The 23,429-nt window shown below is 60.3% G+C and carries 23 protein-coding genes; 9 read left to right on the top strand and 14 right to left on the bottom strand.

From position 1 onward, the window contains the following. Positions 1-19: 19 nt before the first annotated feature. Together KR100_RS00950 and thiL are read left to right on the top strand one after the other, a co-directional pair. On the top strand, positions 20-1,096 hold the full coding sequence (locus KR100_RS00950; protein WP_038547556.1) for a peptidylprolyl isomerase: 1,077 nt from the start codon (positions 20-22) through the stop codon (positions 1,094-1,096). Then, positions 1,093-2,079: a thiamine-phosphate kinase gene (gene thiL, locus KR100_RS00945; RefSeq protein ID WP_038542457.1), complete on the top strand. Its 987-nt coding sequence runs from the start codon at positions 1,093-1,095 to the stop codon at positions 2,077-2,079. Before KR100_RS00950 ends, thiL begins: the two co-directional genes overlap by 4 nt. Positions 2,080-2,131: 52 nt before the next feature. Here the strand turns inward: thiL and gap are convergent, their stop codons facing one another. Then, positions 2,132-3,157, bottom strand: coding sequence for a type I glyceraldehyde-3-phosphate dehydrogenase (gap, locus tag KR100_RS00940; protein WP_038542455.1), 1,026 nt, complete (start codon positions 3,155-3,157; stop codon positions 2,132-2,134). A gap of 171 nt (positions 3,158-3,328) precedes the next feature. On the opposite strand from gap, the gene murC reads away from it, so the two are divergent. From murC to KR100_RS00925, 3 genes are read left to right on the top strand one after another with little or no spacing between them, the layout of a single operon-like run. After that, on the top strand, positions 3,329-4,774 hold the full coding sequence (gene murC, locus KR100_RS00935; protein ID WP_038542453.1) for a UDP-N-acetylmuramate--L-alanine ligase: 1,446 nt from the start codon (positions 3,329-3,331) through the stop codon (positions 4,772-4,774). A gap of 5 nt (positions 4,775-4,779) precedes the next feature. Continuing rightward, a complete protein-coding gene (murB, locus tag KR100_RS00930; protein ID WP_038542452.1) occupies positions 4,780-5,664 on the top strand; it encodes a UDP-N-acetylmuramate dehydrogenase in 885 nt (294 codons plus the stop codon). 33 nt (positions 5,665-5,697) lie between these two features. Beyond that, entirely contained in the window at positions 5,698-6,039 is a 342-nt protein-coding gene (locus tag KR100_RS00925) for a YbaB/EbfC family nucleoid-associated protein (protein WP_038542450.1), read from the top strand. Here KR100_RS00925 and rsgA read toward each other — a convergent pair. Genes rsgA through grpE form a run of 4 tightly spaced genes read right to left on the bottom strand, consistent with a single transcriptional unit; the run spans position 6,014 to position 8,954 of the window. After that, entirely contained in the window at positions 6,014-6,895 is an 882-nt protein-coding gene (gene rsgA / locus KR100_RS00920; protein WP_038547552.1) for a ribosome small subunit-dependent GTPase A, read from the bottom strand. The two genes, KR100_RS00925 and rsgA, sit on opposite strands and share 26 nt — an antisense overlap. 24 nt (positions 6,896-6,919) lie before the next feature. After that, a complete protein-coding gene (locus tag KR100_RS00915; protein WP_038542448.1) occupies positions 6,920-7,147 on the bottom strand; it encodes a sulfurtransferase TusA family protein in 228 nt (75 codons plus the stop codon). Then, complete coding sequence (gene dnaJ, locus KR100_RS00910) at positions 7,147-8,274, bottom strand: molecular chaperone DnaJ (RefSeq protein ID WP_038542447.1); 1,128 nt, start codon at positions 8,272-8,274, stop codon at positions 7,147-7,149. The genes KR100_RS00915 and dnaJ overlap by 1 nt, the downstream gene beginning before the upstream one ends. Continuing rightward, positions 8,274-8,954, bottom strand: coding sequence for a nucleotide exchange factor GrpE (gene grpE, locus KR100_RS00905; protein ID WP_038542444.1), 681 nt, complete (start codon positions 8,952-8,954; stop codon positions 8,274-8,276). Before grpE ends, dnaJ begins: the two co-directional genes overlap by 1 nt. 237 nt (positions 8,955-9,191) lie before the next feature. Between grpE and KR100_RS00900 the strand changes: the two genes are divergently transcribed. The 3 genes from KR100_RS00900 to KR100_RS00890 are packed head-to-tail and all read left to right on the top strand — an operon-like array spanning position 9,192 to position 13,279. Then, complete coding sequence (locus KR100_RS00900; RefSeq protein WP_204207798.1) at positions 9,192-10,913, top strand: GspE/PulE family protein; 1,722 nt, start codon at positions 9,192-9,194, stop codon at positions 10,911-10,913. A gap of 10 nt (positions 10,914-10,923) precedes the next feature. After that, entirely contained in the window at positions 10,924-12,000 is a 1,077-nt protein-coding gene (locus KR100_RS00895) for a type IV pilus twitching motility protein PilT (RefSeq protein ID WP_038542441.1), read from the top strand. A gap of 19 nt (positions 12,001-12,019) precedes the next feature. Beyond that, a complete protein-coding gene (locus KR100_RS00890; protein WP_038542439.1) occupies positions 12,020-13,279 on the top strand; it encodes a type II secretion system F family protein in 1,260 nt (419 codons plus the stop codon). On the opposite strand, the gene KR100_RS00885 is transcribed toward KR100_RS00890, so the two are convergent. Both KR100_RS00885 and msrB read right to left on the bottom strand, forming a co-directional pair. Next, positions 13,273-14,520, bottom strand: a complete 1,248-nt coding sequence (locus KR100_RS00885; protein ID WP_038542437.1) for an NAD(P)/FAD-dependent oxidoreductase — start codon at positions 14,518-14,520, stop codon at positions 13,273-13,275. The genes KR100_RS00890 and KR100_RS00885 overlap by 7 nt on opposite strands. Next, positions 14,492-14,986, bottom strand: coding sequence for a peptide-methionine (R)-S-oxide reductase MsrB (gene msrB, locus KR100_RS00880; protein ID WP_038542435.1), 495 nt, complete (start codon positions 14,984-14,986; stop codon positions 14,492-14,494). Before msrB ends, KR100_RS00885 begins: the two co-directional genes overlap by 29 nt. A gap of 69 nt (positions 14,987-15,055) precedes the next feature. Between msrB and dusA the strand changes: the two genes are divergently transcribed. Then, positions 15,056-16,060, top strand: a complete 1,005-nt coding sequence (gene dusA / locus KR100_RS00875; RefSeq protein WP_038542433.1) for a tRNA dihydrouridine(20/20a) synthase DusA — start codon at positions 15,056-15,058, stop codon at positions 16,058-16,060. A gap of 7 nt (positions 16,061-16,067) precedes the next feature. Here the strand turns inward: dusA and KR100_RS00870 are convergent, their stop codons facing one another. The 7 genes from KR100_RS00870 to KR100_RS00840 all read right to left on the bottom strand — a co-directional run bounded on the left by KR100_RS00870 (position 16,068) and on the right by KR100_RS00840 (position 23,425). Beyond that, entirely contained in the window at positions 16,068-16,643 is a 576-nt protein-coding gene (locus KR100_RS00870) for an RNA-binding protein (RefSeq protein ID WP_038542431.1), read from the bottom strand. A gap of 138 nt (positions 16,644-16,781) precedes the next feature. After that, positions 16,782-18,194 carry an argininosuccinate lyase gene (gene argH, locus KR100_RS00865; RefSeq protein WP_038547549.1) on the bottom strand — a complete coding sequence of 471 codons (1,413 nt, stop codon included), beginning with the start codon at positions 18,192-18,194 and terminating at the stop codon, positions 16,782-16,784. A 27-nt stretch (positions 18,195-18,221) separates the two neighbouring features. Next, on the bottom strand, positions 18,222-19,634 hold the full coding sequence (locus KR100_RS00860; RefSeq protein ID WP_038542429.1) for a PP2C family protein-serine/threonine phosphatase: 1,413 nt from the start codon (positions 19,632-19,634) through the stop codon (positions 18,222-18,224). A gap of 50 nt (positions 19,635-19,684) precedes the next feature. Beyond that, complete coding sequence (gene ftsY, locus KR100_RS00855; RefSeq protein WP_038542427.1) at positions 19,685-21,325, bottom strand: signal recognition particle-docking protein FtsY; 1,641 nt, start codon at positions 21,323-21,325, stop codon at positions 19,685-19,687. Continuing rightward, a complete protein-coding gene (nusB, locus tag KR100_RS00850; protein ID WP_038542425.1) occupies positions 21,325-21,960 on the bottom strand; it encodes a transcription antitermination factor NusB in 636 nt (211 codons plus the stop codon). The genes ftsY and nusB overlap by 1 nt, the downstream gene beginning before the upstream one ends. Before the next feature lie 4 nt (positions 21,961-21,964). Further along, positions 21,965-22,699 (bottom strand): DUF502 domain-containing protein, encoded by a 735-nt coding sequence (locus KR100_RS00845; protein WP_038542423.1) that lies wholly within the window; start codon positions 22,697-22,699, stop codon positions 21,965-21,967. Positions 22,700-22,762: 63 nt separating this feature from the next. Continuing rightward, the gene (locus tag KR100_RS00840; protein WP_038542421.1) at positions 22,763-23,425 is read right to left on the bottom strand and encodes an HpsJ family protein; all 663 of its coding nucleotides are present in this window, start codon (positions 23,423-23,425) and stop codon (positions 22,763-22,765) included. Positions 23,426-23,429 lie beyond the last annotated feature (4 nt).

Genomic DNA, 23,429 nt, shown 5'->3' with positions numbered 1-23,429 from the left:
GTCAGCACTGGGGTTCCCCTTGACCCATCAGCATTTCAAACGTGGTCTGATCGCCTTGCTCGCCACCGTTCTGCTGGCCTTTCCACAGGCAGCGAGAGCCGGTTTGCCTCAGGGCAATGCGGTCAAGGACCCAGCGGCGATCCTGCGGGACGCCCTGCCCTTCGAGCAGGACGACATCCGCAACCTGCAACACCGCCTCGAGAGAACAAGCGACGACCTGCGCGCCAAACGCTGGAGTGCCCTCGGCAAGGCGGTGAGCCGCAGTGAAGCGTTGCTGAGCACACGTCAAAGCGCGATCCTGGCGGCCATCCCAGAGGAGCTGCGGTCGGAAGCAGAGGCCCTGTTCAGCAAGGTGGACGCTGGCCTGGAGGATCTGAAGGAACAGGTGAGCAGCTCCGACAAACCTGGCTTCATCCGGGCACGGCGAACCACACTCAGCCGAATCGGCGACATCGAAGCACTGCTGGTGCCGGCCGACTTTGAACGGTCGATCCCGAAGGAGTTCGATGCTCTGCCGCGGTTGATGGGCCGGGCCACCCTGCTGATCCGCACAACACAAGGGGATCTCACAGCCGTGGTTGACGGCTACAACGCCCCGCTCACCGCAGGAGCTTTTGTGGATTTATCCCTCAAGGGTTTCTATGACGGGCTGCCCTTCATCCGTGCCGAGGACTTCTACGTGTTGCAGAGCGGCGACCCCGAAGGACCTGCTCTGGGTTACGTCGATCCGAAGACACAACAGGAACGCAGGGTTCCCCTCGAAATTCGCGTTCCTGAGGAAGAGGACACCATCTACAACGAAACCTTCGAGGACGTCGGTCTGTTCAAGGCGACGCCGACCCTGCCTTTCGCGACGCTGGGAACACTGGGCTGGGCCCATTCCGCCAATGCCCTCGATGACGGCTCCTCCCAGTTCTTCATGTTCCTCTACGAAGCCGAGCTGACGCCGGCCGGACTGAACCTCGTGGATGGCCGCAATGCCGCCTACGGATACGTGGTGGACGGCTTCGATGTGCTCGAGGAGCTCACGACTGATGATCGAATCGAATCCATCAAGGTGATCGAGGGAGCGGACGGACTGAAAGCGCACGCATGAACGAGACCCTGGCGGATCTCGGCGAAACCGAGCTGCTGAGGCGGCTGTCTCACTTCGCCCCTGCCGGTCAACTCGACGACGACACGGCCTGCCTGGCCGAGGACCCGAGGCCGCTCCTGGTGAACACCGATGTGTTGGTGGACGGCATCCATTTCAGTGATGCCACAACCGATCCAAGCGATGTGGGCTGGCGTGCCGTGGCTGCCAATCTGTCCGACCTGGCCGCCAGCGGAGCCGAAGCCATCGAGGGCATCACAGTGGCACTGGTCGCCCCTGGGAGCACGCCATGGGACTGGGTGCAAGGGGTCTATCAAGGCATGAGCGACGCCCTTCACTGCCATGGCGGCGCGCTGTTGGGCGGGGACTGCTCCGATGGAGCACAACGACTGCTCTCGGTCAGCGCCCTGGGACGCCTGGGGTCTCTGCGACTGCATCGCGGCGATGCCAGGCCGGGCGACGCACTGCTCACCAGTGGACCGCATGGCCTCAGCCGACTGGGTCTTGCGCTGCTTCAGAACGATCCAGCTCTGAAATCACAATCGGTTCCAGAGAGCCTCAGACGTCAGGCCGTCCAGCAGCACCGGCGTCCCGTCCCTCGCTTCGATGCCTTGAAGGCGCTCCTGAGTAGCAAACCAAACGATCTGCCCTGGCGAGCCGGTGGAACGGACAGCAGCGACGGCCTGTTGGCCGCCATTGAAGGGCTGTGCAGAAGCAGTGGATGCGCAGCGGTGCTGGACCGCGATCAACTGCCCAGGCCGAAGGACTGGCCCCTGGGATCACCCTGGGATCAGTGGTGCCTGGTCGGTGGCGAGGATTTTGAACTGGTCCTGAGCCTGCCGCCGCCATGGGTGACCCCATGGCTCGAGCTCGTTCCCGGGGCTCAGCGCATCGGAACCATCTGTCGTGGTTCCTGTGGCGTGCGATGGAGTGATGACCAGTCCTTGATCGACAGCCAGGGTTTCAGGCACTACGGCATGTCCTGACACGAAAAAGCCCTCCACACAGGAGGGCTCGAGGAGGGGCAGGAGCAGAGGATCACTTCCAGTTGCGGGCAACCACTTCAGCCAGATCCACCACGCGCTGGCTGTAACCCCACTCGTTGTCGTACCAGGCAAGGATCTTCACCGCCTTGTCTCCCATGGAGTAGGTGAGGTCCGCATCAAAGATGGTGGATTCATTGGTGCCGGCGTAATCAGTGGACACCAGAGGGAGATCGCTGTACTTGATGATGCCCTTCATGCCGTTTTCGGATGCAGCCTTGATCACGGCCTTCACTTCATCGACGCTGGTGGCGCGTGAAGGACCGAAGGTGAGGTCGACAGCGGATACGTTGGGAGTCGGCACCCGCATGGCGAAGCCCGTGAGCTTGCCCTTCACCTCGGGATACACCAGGGCGACGGCCTTGGCTGCACCGGTGGTCGTCGGGACCATGTTGAGAGCAGCAGCACGGGCGCGACGGAGATCCCTGTGGCTGTTGTCCAGGATCCGCTGGTCACCCGTGTAGCTGTGAATGGTGGTCATCAGACCCCAGTCGATCCCGAAGTTCTGATCGAGAACCTTGACAATCGGCGCCAGACAGTTGGTGGTGCAGCTGGCGTTGGACAGGATGTTCCAATCCTCGTGCCGATACTGATCATCGTTGACGCCGACGACAAAGGTTCCGACACCAACGCCTTTGCCAGGGGCCGTCAGAATCACCTTGCTGGCACCAGCTTCAAGGTGCTTGCTGGCCTTCTCATCGGTGTTGAACACACCCGTGGACTCGATGACAAGATCCACGCCCCAGTCCTTCCAGGGGCAGTTCAGGGGGTTGCGATCGGCGAAGAATTTCACTTCCTTGCCATTGACCACCATCGTGTCGTCGGTGGTTTCGATCTGCACGCTGGGATCGAGTTTGCCCAGGATCGAGTCGTAGGTCAGCAGGTGAGCGCTGGTCTTCGGGTCGGATGTGGAGTTCATCCCCACGATCTCGAGACCGGTGTCGTTGCCACGGCTGATCCAACCCCGCATCACGTTGCGACCAATCCGGCCAAATCCATTGATCGCAACGCGCAGGGTCATGAGAGAAACGGGATTGCCGTCTAGGGGTTTTGGCCGCAGATCATACAGAAATAAGCAAAAATTCCTCGTCGGCGGCTTCGGGATCTTTTTGGCGGAAATGCCAAATCCGTCCCAGTGCCTCAGGACGGATCAGGACAGCTGCCTTATCTTTCGGGCGTCAGACGGGGATCCTTGTCACGTACTCTCGGTTCCCACCAACGCGTTCATTTCATTGGTGTTGGCGGCATAGGAATGTCGGCGTTGGCCGTGATCCTGGCCAAACGTAACCATTCGGTGAGCGGTTCCGACTCCCGGGAGAACACTACGGTCCAGCAACTAAGAGATCAAGGCATCAGGGTCTTTTCCGAGCAATCGACTGCAACCATCCGGACGCTCGCTGATGAAGACGGAAAGCCACCGATCGTTGTGGTCAGTACGGCCATTCCAGAGTCAAATCCTGAACTCAGAGAAGCCCGCAGAAGCGGACTGGAGATCTGGCACCGCTCCGATCTTCTGGCCGCTCTGATCGCGCTGCAACCGTCCATTGCTGTTGCCGGAAGTCACGGAAAAACGACAACCAGCACCCTGACCACGACACTGCTTCATGCAGCTGGAGAGGACCCGACCGCCATTATTGGAGGCATCGTCCCCTGTCTGGGCAGCAACGGACATTGCGGAGAAGGACGACTCCTGATTGCCGAAGCCGATGAATCCGATGGCTCGTTGGTGAAATTTCAACCGTCCCTTGGTGTGATCACCAACCTGGAGCTGGATCACACCGACCACTACAGCGGGCTCGACGATCTCATCGCAACCCTGCAACGCTTCGGCAAAGGATGCGATCGGCTCCTAGCGAATGCCGATGATCCGATCCTGCGAGAACACTTTCAAGCCGACGCCTGGTGGTCGGTCAAGCGCAGTGATGATGTCGATTACGCATCAATCCCCCATCAGCTTGATGGCGATCGCTGCCTGGCAACGTTCCATGAACATGGCGAGGCCGTTGGCGAGTTCACGTTGCCGATGCCAGGCCTTCACAACCTGAGTAATGCGACCGCCGCCTTGGCCGCCTGCCGACTGGAAGGGATTCCATTCGAGACCCTGCGACAGTGCCTTGCAGTGCTGCAGACACCCGGTCGTCGTTTTGACCATCGAGGCACCTGGAAGGGGCGCCACATCGTTGATGACTACGCCCATCACCCAAGTGAAGTGAAGGCCACCCTGGACATGGCAGGACTGATGGTGAAAAGCGGCCGTAGTCCTCTTCCATCAGCACCGCAACGTGTGGTCGCCGTCTTTCAGCCTCATCGCTACTCGCGAACCAGTGAATTTCTAGATGCGTTCGCGGAAGCGCTCCTCAACTGCGATGTCCTGCTTCTCGCCCCGATTTACTCCGCTGGAGAATCCCCCCTGGAGGGAGTCAGCAGCCATGCTCTTGCCCAGCAGGTTCGACAGCTGAAACCTGAGCTGCAACTGCAGGTTGCTGACACCTTGGATGAACTGATCGAACAGGTTCAGACCGTAAGTCTTGCTGACGATCTTGTCCTCGCCATGGGTGCAGGTGACGTCAACAGTCTCTGGCAAAGGTTGGAGCGCAGCGAACGATCCAACCCCGCCTCCACGGCGGTCACGGTCTGATCGCCATGCCGCCGCTTCAGCCCCGTTGCCAGGCTCCGCTCTCCGAATTCACAACCTGGAGAGTCGGCGGCCCGGCCGAGTGGTTGGCTGAACCCACCACCATCGATCAGGTCACGGGCTGGTTGAACTGGGCAAACGAGAAAGGGCTTCCCTGCCGTGTCATTGGAGCCGGTTCCAATCTGCTGATCCATGACAATGGACTGGCCGGCCTGACCATCTGTCTGCGTCGACTCCAGGGGGTCGAACTGGATCCGAACACCGGGGTTGTGAAGGCTCTGGCCGGAGAGCCGATCCCTTCCCTGGCACGCAAGGTTGCGCAATCCGGACTGCAGGGTTTGGCATGGGCTGTGGGAATTCCTGGAACAGTCGGCGGAGCAGCCGTGATGAATGCCGGAGCGCAGGGCGGCAGCACCGAGGAATGGCTGGATTCCGTGGAGGTCGTGTCTCTTCGAGGTGGTGAGCCGTTCGAACTCACGCGCGAACAACTTGAGTTCGACTACCGCCACAGTCGCCTGCAGCAGGAACCGCTGCTGGTGCTGTCCGCCCGATTCCAGCTGGAGCCAGGCCACGACCCTCAGCAATTGCGTCGGATCACAAGCGGAAATCTCAGCAAGAGGACCAGCACACAGCCCTACACGCAACCAAGCTGCGGCAGCGTGTTTCGCAATCCTGAACCGTTGAAGGCCGGTCGCCTGATCGAGGAACTCGGGCTGAAAGGCACGCGAATCGGTGGAGCGGAGGTGTCGACGCTGCACGCCAACTTCATTGTCAATAGCGGCGATGCAACGGCAGATGACATCGACCGACTGATCAAGCTGGTGCAGGAGCGCGTCAGGTCGCACCACCATCTGTCGCTGCATCCTGAAGTGAAACGCCTTGGCTTCACGTAAGCGGCTTAGTCTGCCGGCTCCGTCAGCAGCACCATGGCAGGGTTCGGACTCCCCAATTTCGGACAACTCACCGAAGCGTTCCGCAAAGCCCAGCAGATCCAGCAGGACGCTCAGAAACTGCAGGAGGAATTGGATGGGATGGAGATTGAAGGCAGCAGCGAGGATGGCCGTGCAAGCATCTGGCTTTCCGGCAACCAACAGCCACTGCGCGTTCGACTCGACCCTGCGCTGCTGAGCGAAGGCCAGGAGGTCTGCGAGACCGCGACACTTCAGGCCCTGCAAGCGGCCTATGAAGCCTCCACTTCAACGATGAAGGAGCGAATGGAGGAACTCACGGGTGGACTGAATCTCAACCTCCCCGGGATGGGCGGCTAATTCCAGCAAGGGCATTAAGCGTTCTGAGGTAAATGTCGTAGCGCTCCCAGCCGGTCTCAACACCACAGCCTGGCTCGCCGCGATGGAGGCAGTCGCGGAAGCGACATGGCCACTCCTGCAGCTGCTGACGCAGTTCGGGAAACATGAGGGCCAGCTCATGGGGATCATCCGGCAGGTCAGGACGATTGAAACCTGGTGTATCCGCCACCCGAACACCAGGCACAAGGTGGAACAGCTCGACATGCCGCGTGGTGTGACGCCCTCGCTGGAGCCGTCCCGACACTGCGGCGACCCGAAGACTCAGCTGCGGCATGAGGCTGTTGAGGGCACTGCTCTTGCCCACCCCGGATGGACCGCAGAACACCGAAAGAGAGGTGGTGAGCAATCGCTCTTTCAGGGAGCTGATGCCTTCACCGGTCTGACTGGAGATCAGCAGCGGTTCATAACCCCATCCCCGCAGGCGTTGCCTGTACTCCTCTCGCTGGTCGGGACCAATCAGATCGCACTTGGTGAGCAGGAGCTGGACGGACAGACCGGTGCGCTCCGCTGTGAGCAGAAAGCGACTGGCCTGATCAGGGTCAAAGCTGGGTTGGTCCACAGCCAGGGCCACCACCACCGCGGTGACATTGGCCACGGGCGGGCGGGACAACCAGCTGTTGCGGGGTTCAACGCCCGCAACGACTGCACGGGCCTGATGGGAATCAACAGCCTCAAGACGCACGCGATCACCAACGTGAACGGCAGCACCCCGGTGATTCAGTCGAGTGCGGCGTGTGCACAGCAAACGGCTGGGAATTCCCTGCGGGGCTGCATCAAGCTCAACCTCGAGATAGTTCGCCTGCAGCGCCACCACCATGCCAGCCAGGGCAGACAAGAACCCTCAGCCTCCGCAGATGACCGTAAGGCCAACCCAGGACGGTTGAACGTTGGTGGTCTCCACCTGATGGCCCTCGTCTCGCAGGCCCGGAATCACCATCTCCTCAGGTTCGCCTCGATCGAGCTGCACGTCCAGACACTCTCCGGACTGCATCGATTCAAGGGCCAGACGACAGCGGATGAAGTTCACCGGACAGGGTGTTCCGCGCAGGTCCAGGGAACGAACGGCCATCACTTCTGACCGAACAGGCGAGCAAACAGTCCGCTGTTGTGGTGATGGTGCTGTTTGCCTCGGGCGGAGTGGTGGCCGGCAAGTTGCTCGAGCAATCCCCTCTCTGCATCGGAAAGCCGCCCTGGAAGCTGAACCGTCACGGTGACTTTCTGATCGCCGCGAGCCACGGGATTCCCGAGCTTTGGAATGCCCTTGTTCGGCATGGTGAGCACCGCCCCAGGCTGCGTCCCGGATGGAAGTTCAAGTTCCGCGGATCCATCAACCGTATCGACTTCAATCGAATCACCGAGGATGGCCTGGAGGTAACTCACCTTGACTTCGGAGAGAACGTTGAGGCCATCGCGCTGCAGCCGCGGATGGGGTTTGACGGTGAGAAACACATAGAGATCACCGGAGGGACCACCCCTGGGACCGGCATTGCCTTCTCCGGAAACCCTGAGACGGGTCCCGGTGTCAACACCTGCAGGAATGTTGATGCGCAGTTTCTTGCGCACCTGGTGCACCCCCTGACCGCCACAGGCTCCACAGGGATCGGCAATCACCTGACCGGTGCCATTGCAGTTCGGACATTCCGCCACCTGGGTGAAGCTGCCAAATGGAGTGCGCGTGGCGCGGCGGACCTGACCGGCACCGCCACACGTCCCGCAGGTGGTTGGTCCGCTGCCGGGTTTCGCGCCACTGCCGCCGCAGGTTTCACAGGTCTCCAGATGGGGAATCTTGATCTCCTGCTCCTCGCCGAAGACCGCCTGCTCGAAACTGATGGTGAGGTCGTAGCGGAGATCGTCTCCCTGCTGCGGTCCACGCCGTCGTGGACGACCGCCGCCGGCAGCTCCACCGAAACCGCTGAAAAACGTTTCAAAGAGATCAGCGAATCCCCCCATGTCACCCATGTCGGGGGCACCGGCCGCACCTCCGAGGCCAGCCTCTCCGAACTGGTCGTAACGGGCCCGGGTCTGGGGATCGTTGAGCACCTCATAGGCACGACCGATTTCCTTGAAACGGTCCTCAGCGCCAGGTTCCTTGTTGATGTCCGGGTGGTACTGACGAGCCAGGCGCCGATAGGCCCGTTTCAGGGTGTCCGCATCAGCATCACGGGAAACGCCCAGGAGGTCGTAGTAATTAGCCATCAACCCTCCTGAGCCTGGGGCTGATCAGCATCCACAGAATCAGAACCCTCGGATGACGGTCCCGGTCCCATTGACACTTTCACCATGGCGTGACGCAGCACCCTGCCGTTGAGGTGATAACCCCGCTGCAGCTCCTCCATCACCACATCTTCGTGATGGTCGTGACTCTCCTCCCGCAACACGGCTTCATGGAGGGTTGGATCGAAATCCTGACCAACCACCTCCATCCGGGCGACCCCCTGTTGCTTCAGAACCTCCACCAGTTGTTTGTACAGACCCTGATAGCTGCGATGGAGGGCCAGAGCCTCTTCACCCACGGGATTCAGCTGCTGACGAGCCCGCTCAAAATTGTCGACAACCGGCAGGATCTCGCTGAGTGTGGAGCAGACCAGCTGCTGACGCAGGTCGTCCTGATCCCGACTTTGACGTTTGCGGAAGTTGTCGAAATCGGCCGCAATGCGCATGTACTGGGATTGCAGCGTCTCGTGTTCCTGGGTCAGTTTCCGCAGCTCCTGCTCAAGCTGTTCAAGGCGCTGACTGGGATCGGCAGCTGTGACATCACGAACGCCTGAGGCCTCACTGACGGAGTCGATGTTCGTCGCCTCAGCCTCAGGAGCTGCCGCAGCCTCGTTGTGTTCCACGCTCTGCTCCTGCTCAGGGGTGGGGGCTTCGCCACTCATGCTGACCGGTCAGGGTTTGGTGCCTAGACATGTTGAAGGGCAACGCTCTCCTCACACAAGCTGCGGAAGCCCGCACCTCTGCTTCAACCACCCACGGTGACCCTGTCAAGGCCTATTCCCGATGCCGTTGATGCAGCACAGCAGCGGCTTGAACTGGAGCTGCTGCTGCGTCGTCATGTTCTCTCCCCTGATGAGCTGAACAAGGGACTCTCCCTCGCGACAGGCCTGGACAACGGCATGGACCTGGATGGCTGGAAAGCGATCCCTGCCATTCCGGTGAGCCTGGATGAGCACCACCTGGCCGTCGCCGTTCCGAGTCACTGGGAGGGCCCGCAGGGGGAGGAGCTCGTTTCGCGCCTCTCCAAGCTCAATCGGGAGATTGTTCTGCAGCCGGCCTTGCAGAGCGATCTGGAAGCGGCGTGGACCAACTCCCAGTCCGCTTCAAACAGCGAAACGCAATCCGCTGCAGCCAGCGCAGCCGATGCGGCGGGCACCTCTGAAACCAATGAATCCTCCAGCCAGGACGTTGAAGAGACGGCCGCTTCCTATCTGGAGGAATTCAGCGCGGAAGGGGTTCTGGAGGAAGACCCGGAAGAGCAGGCACAGATCAACAGCAGCACCGTCGATCTCGAGGAAAGCCTGAGGGATGCCGAGGCATCACCGGTGGTGACCCTGGTGGACCGAATCCTGCTGCAGGCGATGTCGGTCAGCGCCAGCGACATTCATGTGGAACCTCAGCAGAAAGGTCTGCGACTGCGCTACCGACAGGACGGCGTGCTGCAGCAGTACATCGAGCCGCTGCCCAGTCGTCTGATTCCTGCCGTTACGTCGCGTTTCAAAATTCTGGCTGACCTCGACATCGCCGAACGACGTCAGGCCCAGGACGGTCGGATCCGCCGCAGATATCGCGAGCGCGTGATTGATTTCAGGGTCAACACCCTGCCAAGCCGCTTCGGTGAAAAAGTCTGTCTGCGACTGCTGGACAGCAGCGCGACGCAACTGGGGCTCGACAAGCTGATCAGCAACCCCGACACCTTGAGCATTGTTCGGGACCTGGGAGCCAAGCCGTTCGGAATGATCCTCGTAACAGGGCCGACCGGCTCAGGAAAATCAACGACGCTGTATTCCCTGCTGGCTGAGCGCAACGACCCCGGCATCAACATCTCCACGGTGGAGGATCCGATCGAGTACACCCTACCGGGCATCACCCAATGTCAGGTGAATCGCGAGAAGGGCTTCGACTTCGCGACGGCCCTGCGGGCCTTCATGCGGCAGGACCCCGACGTGTTGCTGGTGGGGGAAACCAGGGATCTGGAAACTGCGAAAACCGCGATCGAAGCCGCACTCACGGGGCACCTGGTCCTCAGCACCCTGCACGCCAATGACGCTCCCAGCACGATCGCCCGTCTCGATGAGATGGGTGTGGAGCCATTCATGGTGTCTGCCGCACTGATTGGCATCGTTTCCCAGCGTCTGATGAGAAGGGTCTGCACGGCCTGCCGGGTTCCCTACCACCCGGACGAACAGGAACTCGGACGTTTCGGACTGATGGCGAGCAGCGAATCCAAGGTGACCTTCTACAAAGCCCACCATCACGCCGGAAACGAAAAGGTCTGCCCGAAATGCCAGGGAAGCGGGTACAAGGGTCGCGTCGGGGTCTACGAAGTCCTCCGCATGAATGAAGAGATCGCCACCGTGGTCTCGAAGGGAGCAACCACCGACACGATTCGGCAGCTTGCCCTGGAGTCGGGCATGGTGACCCTGCTGGGCTACAGCCTTCAGTTGGTACGCGAGGGACACACCACCCTCGAGGAGGTTGGCCGGATGATCCTCACGGATTCAGGGCTGGAATCCGAGCGTAGAGCTCGCGCGCTCAGCACAATGACCTGTAGGGGGTGTGGTGCCGGTCTCCAGGAGTCCTGGTTGGAATGCCCTTACTGCCTGACTGAACGCCTGTAAGGAGACCGTCGTGGAGCTGATGATCGAAGATCTGATGGAGCAGCTTGTCGGAGGCGGCGGCAGCGATCTGCATCTCGCGGCGGGACAACCCCCTTACGGACGCTTCAGCGGAGAACTCCGACCGATGACGGAGGATCCACTCACGGAAGAGGCCTGCAACCGGCTGATCTTCTCGATGCTCAACAACGGTCAGCGCAAAACACTTGAGCAGACGTGGGAGCTGGATTGCGCCTACGGCCTGAAAGGGGTCGCCCGTTTCCGCGTGAACGTCTACCGGCAGAAGGGCAGCTATGCCGCCTGCCTGAGAGCTCTGGGCAGCAATATTCCAAGCGCCGAATTGCTGAATCTGCCCCCTGTGGTGATGGAGACCAGCAAACGACCCCGGGGACTCGTTCTGGTGACTGGACCGACCGGATCAGGCAAGACAACCACCCTGGCTGCACTGCTGGATCACATCAATCACACCCGTTCGGAACACATCCTCACCATCGAGGATCCAATCGAATTCGTCTACAAGAGCGACAAAAGCCTGGTGCACCAGCGACAGCTGAACGAAGACACCCGCAGCTTTGGAAACGCTCTGCGTGCCGCGTTGCGCGAAGACCCTGACGTGATTCTGGTGGGAGAAATGCGAGATCTCGAGACGATTCAACTGGCGATCAGCGCTGCCGAGACAGGCCACCTGGTCTTCGGCACGTTGCACACCAGTTCCGCTGCTCAGACGGTCGACCGCATGGTGGATGTGTTTCCACCCGCCCAGCAAACCCAGATTCGAGTCCAGCTCTCGGGAAGTCTTGTCGCCGTCTTCTCCCAGACACTTTGCCGACGTCACAACCCCAAACCGGGACAATTCGGCCGAGTGATGGCTCAGGAGATCCTGATCAACACCGCCGCAACGGCGAACCTGATCCGTGAAGGCAAAACAGCGCAGCTCTACTCACAGATTCAGACCGGTGGAGAACTGGGCATGCAGACCCTGGAAAAAGCCCTGGCCGATCTTGTGACGGCAGGGGACATCACTCGCTCGGAAGGGCTTGCCAAAGCCAGCAAACCCGGCGAACTGGAACGGCTGATCAGTGATGACTGAACACGCTGCGGATTAAACGATGGCCTCGTTCGTCGCCACCTACAACAGCTCCACGGGCCAGCCTCGCAACCTCACGCTGAAGGCTGCGGATCTGGTGGAAGCCAAACGCTTGCTGCGGCGGCGGGGCATCAAGGCCATTGAACTGAAAGCCGCAGATACCGGCAAAAAAGGCTCCGGCAACGACAGCAAGGAAGAACAACGGTCCCTGCTGTCGTTTGACCTTGGACGCGCCTTCGAGAAACCACCGGGGGTCAAGGAGAAGGCTGTTTTTGCGAGCAAGCTCGCAGCACTCGTCGATGCCGGGGTGCCGATCGTGCGCAGCCTGGATCTGATGGCAACACAACAGAAACTACCGATGTTCAAACGAGCGCTCACCAAAGTGAGCCTCGATGTGAACGAAGGCGTCTCAGTTGGCGCCGCCATACGCCAGTGGCCAAAGGTTTTTGATCAGCTGAGTGTGGCCATGGTGGAAGCGGGAGAAGCGGGTGGTGTACTTGACGAATCTCTCAAGCGACTGGCGAAGTTGTTGGAAGACAACGCAAAGTTGCAAAATCAAATCAAAGGCGCGCTTGGATATCCCGTCGCCGTTCTCGTGATTGCAATCCTGGTCTTTCTGGGAATGACAATCTTTTTGATTCCAACATTTGCTGGAATCTTTGAGGATCTTGGAGCAGAACTGCCAGCCTTTACACAGCTGCTTGTCGACCTAAGCAAGTTACTTCGTTCGACGACCGCTCTCTACATCGTCGGCGTGATCTTGGTCACCATATGGCTCTTCAGTCGCTACTACAGCACTTACAAGGGTCGCCGCAACGTTGATCGCCTCGTCCTCAAATTGCCCCTCTTCGGCAACCTGATCATGATGACAGCGACAGCGCAGTTCTGTCGCATCTTCAGCTCACTCACAAGAGCCGGTGTACCAATTCTGATGTCTCTGGAAATTTCCAGTCAGACAGCTGGAAACACGATCATCTCAGACGCCATCATTGCCTCTCGAACCATGGTGCAGGAGGGAGTGTTGCTGAGCACGGCACTGATTCGCCAGAAGGTTCTGCCGGACATGGCACTCAACATGCTGGCAATTGGAGAAGAAACTGGAGAAATGGACAAGATGTTGAGCAAGGTTGCCGACTTCTACGAAGATGAAGTGAGCGCCATGGTGAAAGCGCTGACCTCGATGCTGGAACCCGCCATGATTGTGGTTGTGGGAGGGATTGTCGGTTCAATTCTTCTCGCGATGTATCTGCCGATGTTCACAATCTTCGATCAGATTCAATAGTTCGCTGCAATTGCCTTACCCGCCAGCCAGCCGCCACTCCAGCAGGCCTGAAAGTTGAAACCTCCGGTCACCCCGTCCACGTCCAGCAATTCACCGGCCAGGTACAGACCCGGACAACGACGGCTTTCCATCGTGGCCAGGTTCACCTCTCCCAGATCGACACCACCGGCGGTGACAAACTCCTCCCCGAAGGGCCCACGCCCCTTGACTGACAAACGTTGCGCGCAAAGCAACTCCACCAACTGACGCTCCGCCTTCATCGGCAGATCAGCCCAACGGCGCTCTGTCTCCACCCCAGCCATGGCAAGAAAGGCTTGCCACAACCGCCTTGGCAGATGCTCGAAGGGCTTGGCTGCTGAAAGCGTTCGCCGGGCCTGCCCTTGCCGCCACTGCTGCAAGCGCTGGGTCACCCCCAACCGACCCAACCCCGCACTCCAGTCCAGCGTCAGTTCACCCTGGTAACGAGTTTGATGCAGGGCCCTGGCGGCAAAAGCTGAGAGGCGCAGCGTGGCCGGACCACTCAGACCGCGGTGGGTGATCAGTACCCGCCCGGTCTGACGAAAGCGCTGGTTGCCCAGCTTCAGATCTAGGCCCACATCATCGATGGCGATGCCGCTGCAGGCCGTCAGGGCAGGAGCCTGCAGGGTGAGACTAAACAGCGATGGCACTGGCGGCACCAGCTGGTGACCGAGGGCTTCCGCCAGTTTCCGGCCGCTGGGATGGCCCCCTGTGGCCAGCATCAGGCAACGCGAATGCAACGGATCGAGGCCGCGGCCCTCGATCAGAAAACCACCGTCGGGATGAAAACACACCTGCTGAACCATCGTCTTCGTGCGCAGCTGAACACCCGCCGCCCTTGCTGCGCCGTGCAAACACTGGATCACAGCCTCGGAGCGGTTCTGCTGTGGAAACATCCGTCCATCGGGTTCCTCCACCAACGTGAGCCCATGCTCATCAAACCAAGAGACGGCATCCCCGCAGGCGAAGCGACTGAAGGGACCACGCAGGGGTCGGCTGCCGCGGGGGTAATGGCCAGCCAGTTCACGGGGGTCCCAGCAGGCGTGGGTCACGTTGCAGCGACCGCCGCCGCTGATGCGCACTTTCTGCAATGGCTCAGGCGTTCCTTCCAACACCAGCACCTGCCGAACTCCCCGCTCAGCTGCGGTGATCGCTGCCATATATCCGGCAGGACCACCGCCAACAACGATCAGATCAAGCGGGCTGGAAGCGGAGGGCAACACCGTTGTTGCAGTAACGCTTGCCCGTCGGTCTGGGTCCGTCATTGAACACGTGGCCCTGATGGCCTCCACAGCGCCGGCAGTGATATTCCGTGCGGGGGATGATCAATTTGAAATCTACTTTCGTTGCGACGGCCTGAGACAAAGGCTGCCAGAAGCTAGGCCAACCCGTTCCGCTGTCGAACTTGGCCTGCGACGAGAACAGGGGAAGATCGCAACCAGCGCAGTGATAGATCCCATGGCGCTTCTCGTTGTTCAGCGGACTGGTGAACGGTCGCTCCGTAGCCTCCTCACGCAACACCCTGTAAGCATCCGGAGACAGTCGCTGACGCCAGGCCTCCTGACTCAGGTCCCAGTCAGGTTCAGCTGCTTTGGATGCTGCCAAAACAGGCTTGAGTCTCCAGAAAGGACCGGTCAAAGCAGCGATGAGCAGCGTTCGTCGAGAAAAAGCAGCAGCGATCTGATTCATCGATGCGAAACAACGTCATCCGTCCGGTTCTAAACGGACTGGAGAACAACCGACAGGCAGCATGGGTCGATGAACTCCGTCGAGCCCCATCAGCTGATGAGCGCCTACCGCTTCAGCGTGGCGCCGATGCTCGACTGCACGGATCGCCATTTCCGCGTGCTGATGCGCCAGATCAGTCGGCATGCGCTCCTGTACTCGGAAATGGTGGTGGCCCAGGCACTGCATCACAGCAACAGAAGGCATCGACTCCTGGATTTTGATCCCATCGAACATCCCATCGCCCTGCAGATCGGTGGCGACGATCCGGCCCTGCTCGCCGAAGCAGCGCGACTTGCAACGGACTGGGGTTATGACGAGATCAACTTGAATATTGGTTGCCCAAGCCAGAAGGTTCTGGCTGGCAACTTCGGGGCCTGTCTGATGGCGGAGCCCGATCTTGTGGCCCGCTGCGTGGAAGCGATGTGCGCAGCCACTGATCGTCCCGTCACCGTGAAGCACAGGATTGGCATCGATGATCTCGACAGTGATGCCCTGCTCACGGCCTTTGTGGATCGGGTGGCTTCAGCAGGAGCAAGCCGTTTTGCCATTCACGCCCGCAAAGCCTGGCTGGAGGGACTTGATCCCAAACAGAACAGAACCATCCCACCACTGCAGCACGAGCGCGTGACAGCGTTGAAGCACCGTCGCCCTCACCTGCTGATCGAGCTCAACGGAGGCCTCGAATCGCCAGAGGACTGTCTGAAGGCATTGCAGCACTGTGACGGCGCCATGGTGGGTCGCGCTGCTTACGCCCATCCCCTGAGATGGCAGAGCATCGACGCCGTTGTCTTCGGTGCCATGCCAAGAACGATCAAGGCGTCTGATGTGGTGAAAGGTCTTCAGTCCCACGCTGAAGTGCACCTGAGCCGCGGCGGACGTCTATGGGATCTATGCCGCCATCTCGTGCAACTGGTTGAAGGGGTTCCCGGCGCCCGGCACTGGCGGAGGGAGCTGGGTCTGAACGCCCAGCGTCGGAATGCTGGGCTTGAAGTTCTGGAAACAGCTGGCCAGCAACTCAGCGACGCCGGCCTTTAAGACCAGTTCAACCCTCAGCGCCGCCGTATCCGGAATAATCATCTCCTCCTGCGGTCGACGAGCCCCGACGCCGGCGGCTGCGTCCGTCGTCATAACCCCCATCGCCACTGCTGTCGCGGTTATCGCGAGCCCCGTAACTGCGATCCTCCCAGCCGCGGGCTCCTGAGCGTCGTTCGCCATCCTGACCGCCTCCACCGCCATATCCACCGCCACCGCCGCCGTAGCCGCCGCCACCACCTCGGTAGCCACCACCACCACCGCCATATCCACCGCCACCGCCGCCGCCATATCCACCACTGCCGCCGCCGCCGTAGCCGCCGCCTCCACGACGGGGGGCACTGCCCCGCGGCTCTGCCTTGTTGATCCGCAGAGGACGACCCATCAGCTCGGCACCCTGGAGAGCCTCAATCGCCGCCGACTCGACCGACTCATCGGACATTTCAATGAACGCAAAACCACGTTTGCGACCTGTGTCCCGCTCAAGGGGAAGGGCACAGTTCACAACTTCACCGAACTGGGCAAATAGCTCGATCACGTCCTCCTGCTCAGCGCGGAAGGGGAGATTGCCGACGAAAATGCTCACTTTTAAGTGGACTGGGTACGAAAAAAAGGACCGGAGGGACCTGGAACATCGCCATGGGTCCTGGACTTCGAAGGAGAAGCACGTACCTCTGGCAATTTCAGCGTAGACCCGTTTACGCAACCGGGTCATCCCGGTCGATCATTCGATGCCGAGACCGAGTCGAGCCGACCAGGCTGACAGCTGTTCATCCACACGCTCGAAAGCGGTGCCCCCTTCACTGAGACGAGCCGCCACAACGGCGCGAGGGACAAGGGCGTCATGCAGATCAGCCTCGAAGGCCGGGTGGAGCTGCTTCCACTCCTCAAGGCTGAGATCCCTCAACAGGCAAGAGCGCTCCAGGCAATGACGAACCACGGAACCAACCAGCTGGTAGGCCTCACGAAAGGGAACCCCCTTCGCCACGAGGTAATCAGCCACATCTGTGGCATTGGAGAAATCCTGTTCCACCGCCTGCTCCAGCCGCTTCGGCCGGAACGTCAGTCCCTCCTCAAACAGGATGGCCATCGCTTCAACACAGTCCCGCGTCGTGCGCATGGCATCGAACAACGCTTCCTTATCTTCCTGAAAATCCTTGTTGTAGGCGAGAGGAAGACCCTTGATCATCGTGAGCAGGCTCTGGAGATGACCGAACACCCGGCCGCACTTTCCTCGAACGAGTTCCGGCACATCGGGATTTTTCTTCTGGGGCATCAAGCTGCTCCCCGTGGCGCAACGATCGCTGAGCCCTACAAACCCGAACTCCTCTGACGCCCAGACAATCACCTCTTCAGCCAGCCGACTGAGATGGGCCATGACAAGGGACGCTGCAGCTGTGAACTCAACACAGAAATCGCGGTCGCTCACCGCATCGAGACTGTTCGCATAAGGAGCATCAAAACCAAGGTCCCTGGCTGTCCTGCGTCTGTCAATCGGGACGGGCGTGCCCGCCAGAGCTGCGGCACCGAGAGGGCAGATGTTCACCCGTTTGCGTACATCCCCAAGACGATCACGATCTCGCTGCAGCATCTCGATGTAGGCCAGCAGATGGTGAGCCAGGCAGAGCGGCTGGGCCCGCTGCAGGTGGGTGTAGCCGGGAATCAAGGTGCTGCGATGGCGATCCGCCTGCCGCCACAGGGCTGTCTGCAATCTGCTCAGATCAGGATCGAGTTCATCGAGACGTCGACGAAGCCAGAGACGGAGATCGGTCCCGACCTGATCATTGCGACTGCGACCGGTGTGCAGCTTTTTACCGATCGGACCCAGCAAGGCGATCAAACGGCGTTCAACAGCAAAATGGACATCCTCATCGGCCAGGCCCGGCTGAAAAACGCCACTGGCCGCTTCAGCGCGGATCATCTCCAGGCCGCCGACGATCTGCTCGGCCTCCACAGCTGTGATGACTCCACAGCCCGCCAGCATGCGGGCATGGGCGATTGATCCATCGAGATCGTCCTGCAGCAGCTCAATGTCAAAGCCGATCGATGCGTTGAAGCGCTCGATGAACGGATGAAGTCCCTGCTCGAACCGATCACTCCAGGTTCCATCTGAGCCTCCCGTAACGCCGCCAGCCATCACCCACAAGCCTGTGGCAACAGCTTGTCAGGGCGTGGATCGCAGACTCACACTCGGCAGCGTGACCGCCTCCGGCACCTTCAGCACCACCATCGAGGCATCGTCCTCCAGCTGACGATCAGAACCGACAAAGCGATCCAACCGCTCGAACAGGGTGTTGAGAATGCCCTGGGATCCTTCACCACTGCGGCAGGCACTCTCCAACGACCGGATCAAGCGGGCCTCATCGAATCGATCACCTGTGATTCCAGGAGCTTCGGTCACTCCGTCGGTGTAATAAAGCAGCACATCCCCGGGCTCCAAACGAACCTCGCCACTGCTGTAATCCGCTTCTGGCTGCAATCCGATCAGGAGTCCGGCGGCATCCAAACGACTGATGCTGCGCCGTTCAGAACGCCAGAGCAGCGGTGGGTTGTGAGCAGCATTGGCATAACGGAGCAACCGGGTGCGCGGATCGAAATCTGAATAGAACAACGTCACGAACCGATGGGACTGAGCCAGGTCCTCCTGCGCCAACTGGTTCAGGTCGTGGAGGATGCGATCCGGCGGGAGACCGCTCAGCACCTCAGCGCGCAGCATTCCGCGCAACATCGTCATCAGCAAACCGGCTGGCACCCCCTTGCCCATCACATCCCCCATCACCAGAGCCCAGCGGCCTCGCTCACGTCGTCGGCCCATCAATTCCGGACGGGTTGGAATGAAGTCGTAGTAATCGCCGCCAACCTGAAAAGCAGGCCTGCAACGGGCCGCCAGTTCAACCCCTTCAATCACCGGACAGCGGTCCGGCAGAAGCTGAGCCTGAATTTCCGCACCGATGCTCAGCTGTCGATCAACCCGTTCATGGCGACGGGCTTCCTGGAGCATCTGATCGTTTTCGATCGCGACCCCGGCCAGATCAGCCACAAGCTGGGCATGGCGGCGATGCACATCGGTCCAGACCAGTTCCCCTGCAAGATCAAAGACGTACAACCGCCCTCTAGGACGTCCTCGGGAGACAACGGAGGTGGCAAACATGCCAGCCCTCGGAAACAGACGCTGAACCAGCCGATCCATGTCGAGCAGCTGACTCTCCTCGGTGCCGAAACCAGCAGCGTGACCAGGCTCGAAACCGGCCAGTCGGCGCAGCAGCTCCTGACAGTCATCGGCGGGAACAGCCTGCAACTGATCCCGCCAGAGCCTGCCGTCGGCCTGAAACGGCACAAGCAGTGCTCCATCCACCGTGAGCAACCGAGACGCAACCACCGGAACCAATTCCAGGAAGCGATGCAGGTTGGTGAAGCTCCTCAAGGCGAAGCCGAGGGACACCAAGAGGTCTTGATTTCGCCGCTGTTCACGGCTGAGACTGTCGAACAGCTGGCGCAATGATGCCATCGCCTGCGGCGTTGGATTCGCGCTGCGCAGGGGTGTGGACGGATGTCGACGGGGTGGCTTGCTGCTCACGGCATGGCCACCGCGGGAGTCGCAAAGTAGCAACGCCTTGGCGCGAGCGCTCAGCGTCCGGCCAGAAGAGCCTCCACAAATTCAAAACTGTTGAACGGGCGCAAGTCGCGAATGCCCTCGCCAGCACCGATGAATCGAATCGGTAATCCAGCTTCCGACGACACAGCCAGCGCAACCCCACCGCGAGCCGTGCCGTCGAGTTTGGTGATCACAACGCCTGTGAGCCCTGCAGCCTTGGCGAAGGCCATGGCCTGCCTCAATCCGTTCTGTCCCTGACTGGCATCCAGGACAAGGAGGGATTCAACCTTTGACTCCGGAGCAAGCCGATCGATGATCTTGCGCACCTTCTGAAGCTCCTCCATCAGGTTGTGCTTCGTCTGCAGACGGCCAGCTGTGTCAACCAGGAGCAAGTCAGCCTGCCGAGATCGTGCAGCTCCGATGGCATCGAAGACAACAGCAGCCGGGTCGGCGTTGTCGCTGGGGTTGGACACCACCGTCACATCGCTGCGATCTCCCCAGACCTGCAATTGCTGAACCGCCGCGGCCCGAAAGGTGTCCGCGGCAGCGATGAGAGCTGAGTAGCCACTGCGGACAGCCAGATTGGCGATCTTCCCGAGGGTTGTGGTCTTACCAACGCCATTGACGCCCACCATCAGCCAGATGTTGAGACGACCGCGTTCAGGCGCCAGCAGATCAACTCCACTGCTGCGGATCGGCTCCTCGAGAAGACCACGGAGCTGTTCTTTGAGAAAACGAATGCCTTCGGCGGGATCCACCACCTCCTGATTCATCCGCTGACGCAGCGCATCCAGCACCTGGTCAGTGGCCTGGACACCGGCATCTGCACGCAGCAGCAAGGTCTCCAGGTCATCGAGAACCTCAGGGGTGAGCGGATCATCTCCAAGGTTCTCAAGCAAACCGGTGACGAAGCCCTGGCGGGTCTTTTCGAGACCACGGCGGAGCCTGCTCAGCCAGTCGATCTCCTCAAGCGAGACCTGATCCGCACGACGTCCCTGCGCTGCAAGAACCTCTGCCGACCAGGTGAACTCCTCATCAAAAGCACCGAGAGTCGGTTCGTTCGACTTGTCAACCGCTGAGGTGGAGGCTGGAGCCACCGTTGGCGTGGGCGGTGGTAACTCCGCAGCACGAGCCTCCTGTTCCTGCTGGCGCAGCTGACGCTGGGCCGCGGCCTGCTCCAGAAAGGAGAGGGCTGGCGCCGTGGGTTCCGGGGTCGGTTCCGGACCGGGCTCAGGGGTCGATTCAGGCTTCGAAGATGCTTCCGGACTCGGTTCAGGCTCTGAAGTCGGTTCTGAAGTCAGCGCAGCAGGTTCTGCAGACGCCTCAGGTGAAGCGACATCGGTCAGGGGAGGCGTGGGTTCGGGGGTCGGTTCAGGCTCCGAAGATGCTTCTGGAGCTGGTTGAGGAGAAGGCTCCTGAACAGGGGCGGACGCCGCGGCTTGCTGTTGTGCCTTGAGTCGGGCGTAGGCCTCTCGAGCCCAGACCAGGGCTTCATCCTCAGGCGAGGGACTTGGTGTGGGTGTCGGGACGGCGTCTGTTGATGTTTCGGGAGAAGGCTCAGATGCCGGTTCCGGAGATGGATCCGTTGGAGTCTCCGATTTGGGTTGTGGTGAAGGTGTGGGCTGCGGTTCCCCTGGCTGATCCGAACCGCGCTGAAACCAATCGAAAACCATCAGGCCGGAGAGATCGCTGCAGCGTCGTGGAAACGTCTGAGGACGCCATTGATCATGCGACGTCCCTGCTCATCGCTGTAGCGATTGGCAAGTTCCACCGCCTCATTGAACGCGACCGGTGCCGGTATGGACAGATCGATCAAATCGACCACAGCCAGTCGCAGGATGTCTCGGTCGATCCGCGGCAATCGGGAGAAACGCCATCCCTCCATCACCGAGTCGAGGCGCGTATCAATGCTGGATCGTTGTTCCAGAACCAGTTGCACCCGCTTCAGAGCGGAACGGCGGATCTGATCTTGATCACCCAGCAGAAGCAACCGGGGCAACTCCATGCTGGCGGAGAGACCATTGAGGACCTGTTCCGAAGCACTCAGGGATGCACGCAGATGGGACCGGGCCGTTTCGAGGGTTGATCCACCACCCTCCTCAAGTTCACTATCCAGAAGAGCCTGCTGCGCTTGCTCAAGTTCAGCGGCGCTGCCATCCAGTGATTCCCGCCAGTGCTGCATCAGGCTGTCGAGAGCTTTTTGAAGCAGGTTCTCCATCGTTGGATGCCGGTCAGCTGGTTTGCTCTGGTCAGTCACCTGGCCGAGGAGCAACAACGCCAGCTCACGGGACAACGATCTGGATTGCATCGGGTCAGGTTGTTGAGGAGACGGAGGAACGCAGCTGGGCGATCAGGCTGGAGAAGCTGCGATTCACCGGCGCCTCCCGTTCATCGGGATTGACGATGCCGGCGGAGATGATCGTGCGGAAGGCTTCCTCAACAGAAATATCGAGTTCCCTGACGGACTGCTCCGGAACCAAGGTGTACCAACCGGTCGTTGGGTTTGGTGCTGTCGGAATGAACACGCTGAGGAGGGGGTCGTTGAGATCGGATTGCAGGGAGGGACCCACCTGACCGGTGACAAAACCAACGCTGAACAGACCTTCCCGGGGATATTCCACAAGCACGACGCGTCTGAATCGACTGGTGTTGTCGCGCAGAACGGTCTCCAGCAACTGCTTGAGGGTTTTGTAAACCGACCCGGCAAGGGGAATCCGACTCAACGTGCCTTCGCCGAACTCCAGCAACCAGCGTCCGACGATGTTGCGAGCCATCAACCCGATCAGAAGGATCCCCATCAGCGGAACCGTCAGCCCCAAAGCCAGGTTGATCAGATCCTGAAGCAGAGGATTCAGGGTGATGAATGGATTGAACTGCTTGGGGATCGACGTCAGAAACGCCAGAACGAACCGACTGACGATGGTCGACAGCCAGATCGTGGTTGCCAGTGGAATCACCACCAGCAAGCCTGCGATCAGATCGTTCTTGAGATCCTGCTGAAGCCTCGCCGTCAGCGGCAGATCAGGTCTGGGAGTGGACTGGACCAAGGAGCTTCTGAGCCCTGAGTCGGAAGATTGGAACCAACCTAACCAGCACCCGGTGCCGAAAGGTCAGAGAACGGCGCAAAGGGCGAGCAGAACGAAGGCAATCGCCAGCACCACAGCACTTCCTGTCCCGCCGATCAGACGCTGGTTGTCAGCCCGACTCTGCTGGGTCTCCAGCGATTTGAGCTGCTCATCCATCTGAGTGATCTGCAGATCGATCATCTGCTCTGCAGCACGTTTTTTGTCTTCGGCTGTGGCATCCGCCGCGAGCTGACCGGCCTCAGCCAGTTGCTCCCCGATCGCCGCAACCTGTTTGTCGTCCTCACGGATGGTTCGAGCTTCTTCAAGGGCTTTGCGGCCCTGGTCGATCCGCTGTGCTGCAGGACCCTCCGATCCATCAGAGGAGAGAGACAGGGGGACAGCCGCCAACATGCCGATCGCAAGAACCGCAGACAGCACACAAACGATCCAACGCAGTGGCGTCGCCCGCTGCTCCGGGAGATCCAAGCGGGAACCGATCAGAGCGATCAGAAGCCCCATGAAGCCCATGGGCGCAATCGCCACCAGTGGTCCGATCACCTGCGGGCGTCGGGTTTCATCGCTCCAGTCAATCCCCGTGAGCACGGCGGCCATCTGAAGCAGAAGTACCACCACCATGGTGAGGCCGAGCCAGCGGAGCACCGGAGCCAAACGTCCGTTTGCCATGCGTCCCGTATCGGTTGCGGTCACGTGA

It is taken from the genome of Synechococcus sp. KORDI-100 (assembly GCF_000737535.1).
In the GTDB taxonomy this organism is placed as follows: Bacteria; Cyanobacteriota; Cyanobacteriia; order PCC-6307; family Cyanobiaceae; genus Parasynechococcus.
Note: the sequence above shows the minus strand (reverse complement) of the source record. Positions and strands in the feature narration are given on the sequence as shown.

Excerpts from the sequence above, each read along its gene's own strand:
- grpE (WP_038542444.1), bottom strand. The coding sequence starts at position 8,954 with ATGAGTGGCGAAGCCCCCACCCCTGAGCAGGAGCAGAGCGTGGAACAC.
- KR100_RS00925 (WP_038542450.1), top strand. The coding sequence starts at position 5,698 with ATGGCAGGGTTCGGACTCCCCAATTTCGGACAACTCACCGAAGCGTTC.
- KR100_RS00900 (WP_204207798.1), top strand. The coding sequence starts at position 9,192 with ATGGACCTGGATGGCTGGAAAGCGATCCCTGCCATTCCGGTGAGCCTG.
- dnaJ (WP_038542447.1), bottom strand. The coding sequence starts at position 8,274 with ATGGCTAATTACTACGACCTCCTGGGCGTTTCCCGTGATGCTGATGCG.
- KR100_RS00915 (WP_038542448.1), bottom strand. The coding sequence starts at position 7,147 with ATGGCCGTTCGTTCCCTGGACCTGCGCGGAACACCCTGTCCGGTGAAC.
- thiL (WP_038542457.1), top strand. The coding sequence starts at position 1,093 with ATGAACGAGACCCTGGCGGATCTCGGCGAAACCGAGCTGCTGAGGCGG.
- argH (WP_038547549.1), bottom strand. The coding sequence starts at position 18,194 with ATGGCTGGCGGCGTTACGGGAGGCTCAGATGGAACCTGGAGTGATCGG.
- murB (WP_038542452.1), top strand. The coding sequence starts at position 4,780 with ATGCCGCCGCTTCAGCCCCGTTGCCAGGCTCCGCTCTCCGAATTCACA.
- dusA (WP_038542433.1), top strand. The coding sequence starts at position 15,056 with ATGAACTCCGTCGAGCCCCATCAGCTGATGAGCGCCTACCGCTTCAGC.
- ftsY (WP_038542427.1), bottom strand. The coding sequence starts at position 21,325 with ATGGTTTTCGATTGGTTTCAGCGCGGTTCGGATCAGCCAGGGGAACCG.
- rsgA (WP_038547552.1), bottom strand. The coding sequence starts at position 6,895 with ATGGTGGTGGCGCTGCAGGCGAACTATCTCGAGGTTGAGCTTGATGCA.
- KR100_RS00890 (WP_038542439.1), top strand. The coding sequence starts at position 12,020 with ATGGCCTCGTTCGTCGCCACCTACAACAGCTCCACGGGCCAGCCTCGC.
- msrB (WP_038542435.1), bottom strand. The coding sequence starts at position 14,986 with ATGAATCAGATCGCTGCTGCTTTTTCTCGACGAACGCTGCTCATCGCT.
- nusB (WP_038542425.1), bottom strand. The coding sequence starts at position 21,960 with ATGCAATCCAGATCGTTGTCCCGTGAGCTGGCGTTGTTGCTCCTCGGC.
- gap (WP_038542455.1), bottom strand. The coding sequence starts at position 3,157 with ATGACCCTGCGCGTTGCGATCAATGGATTTGGCCGGATTGGTCGCAAC.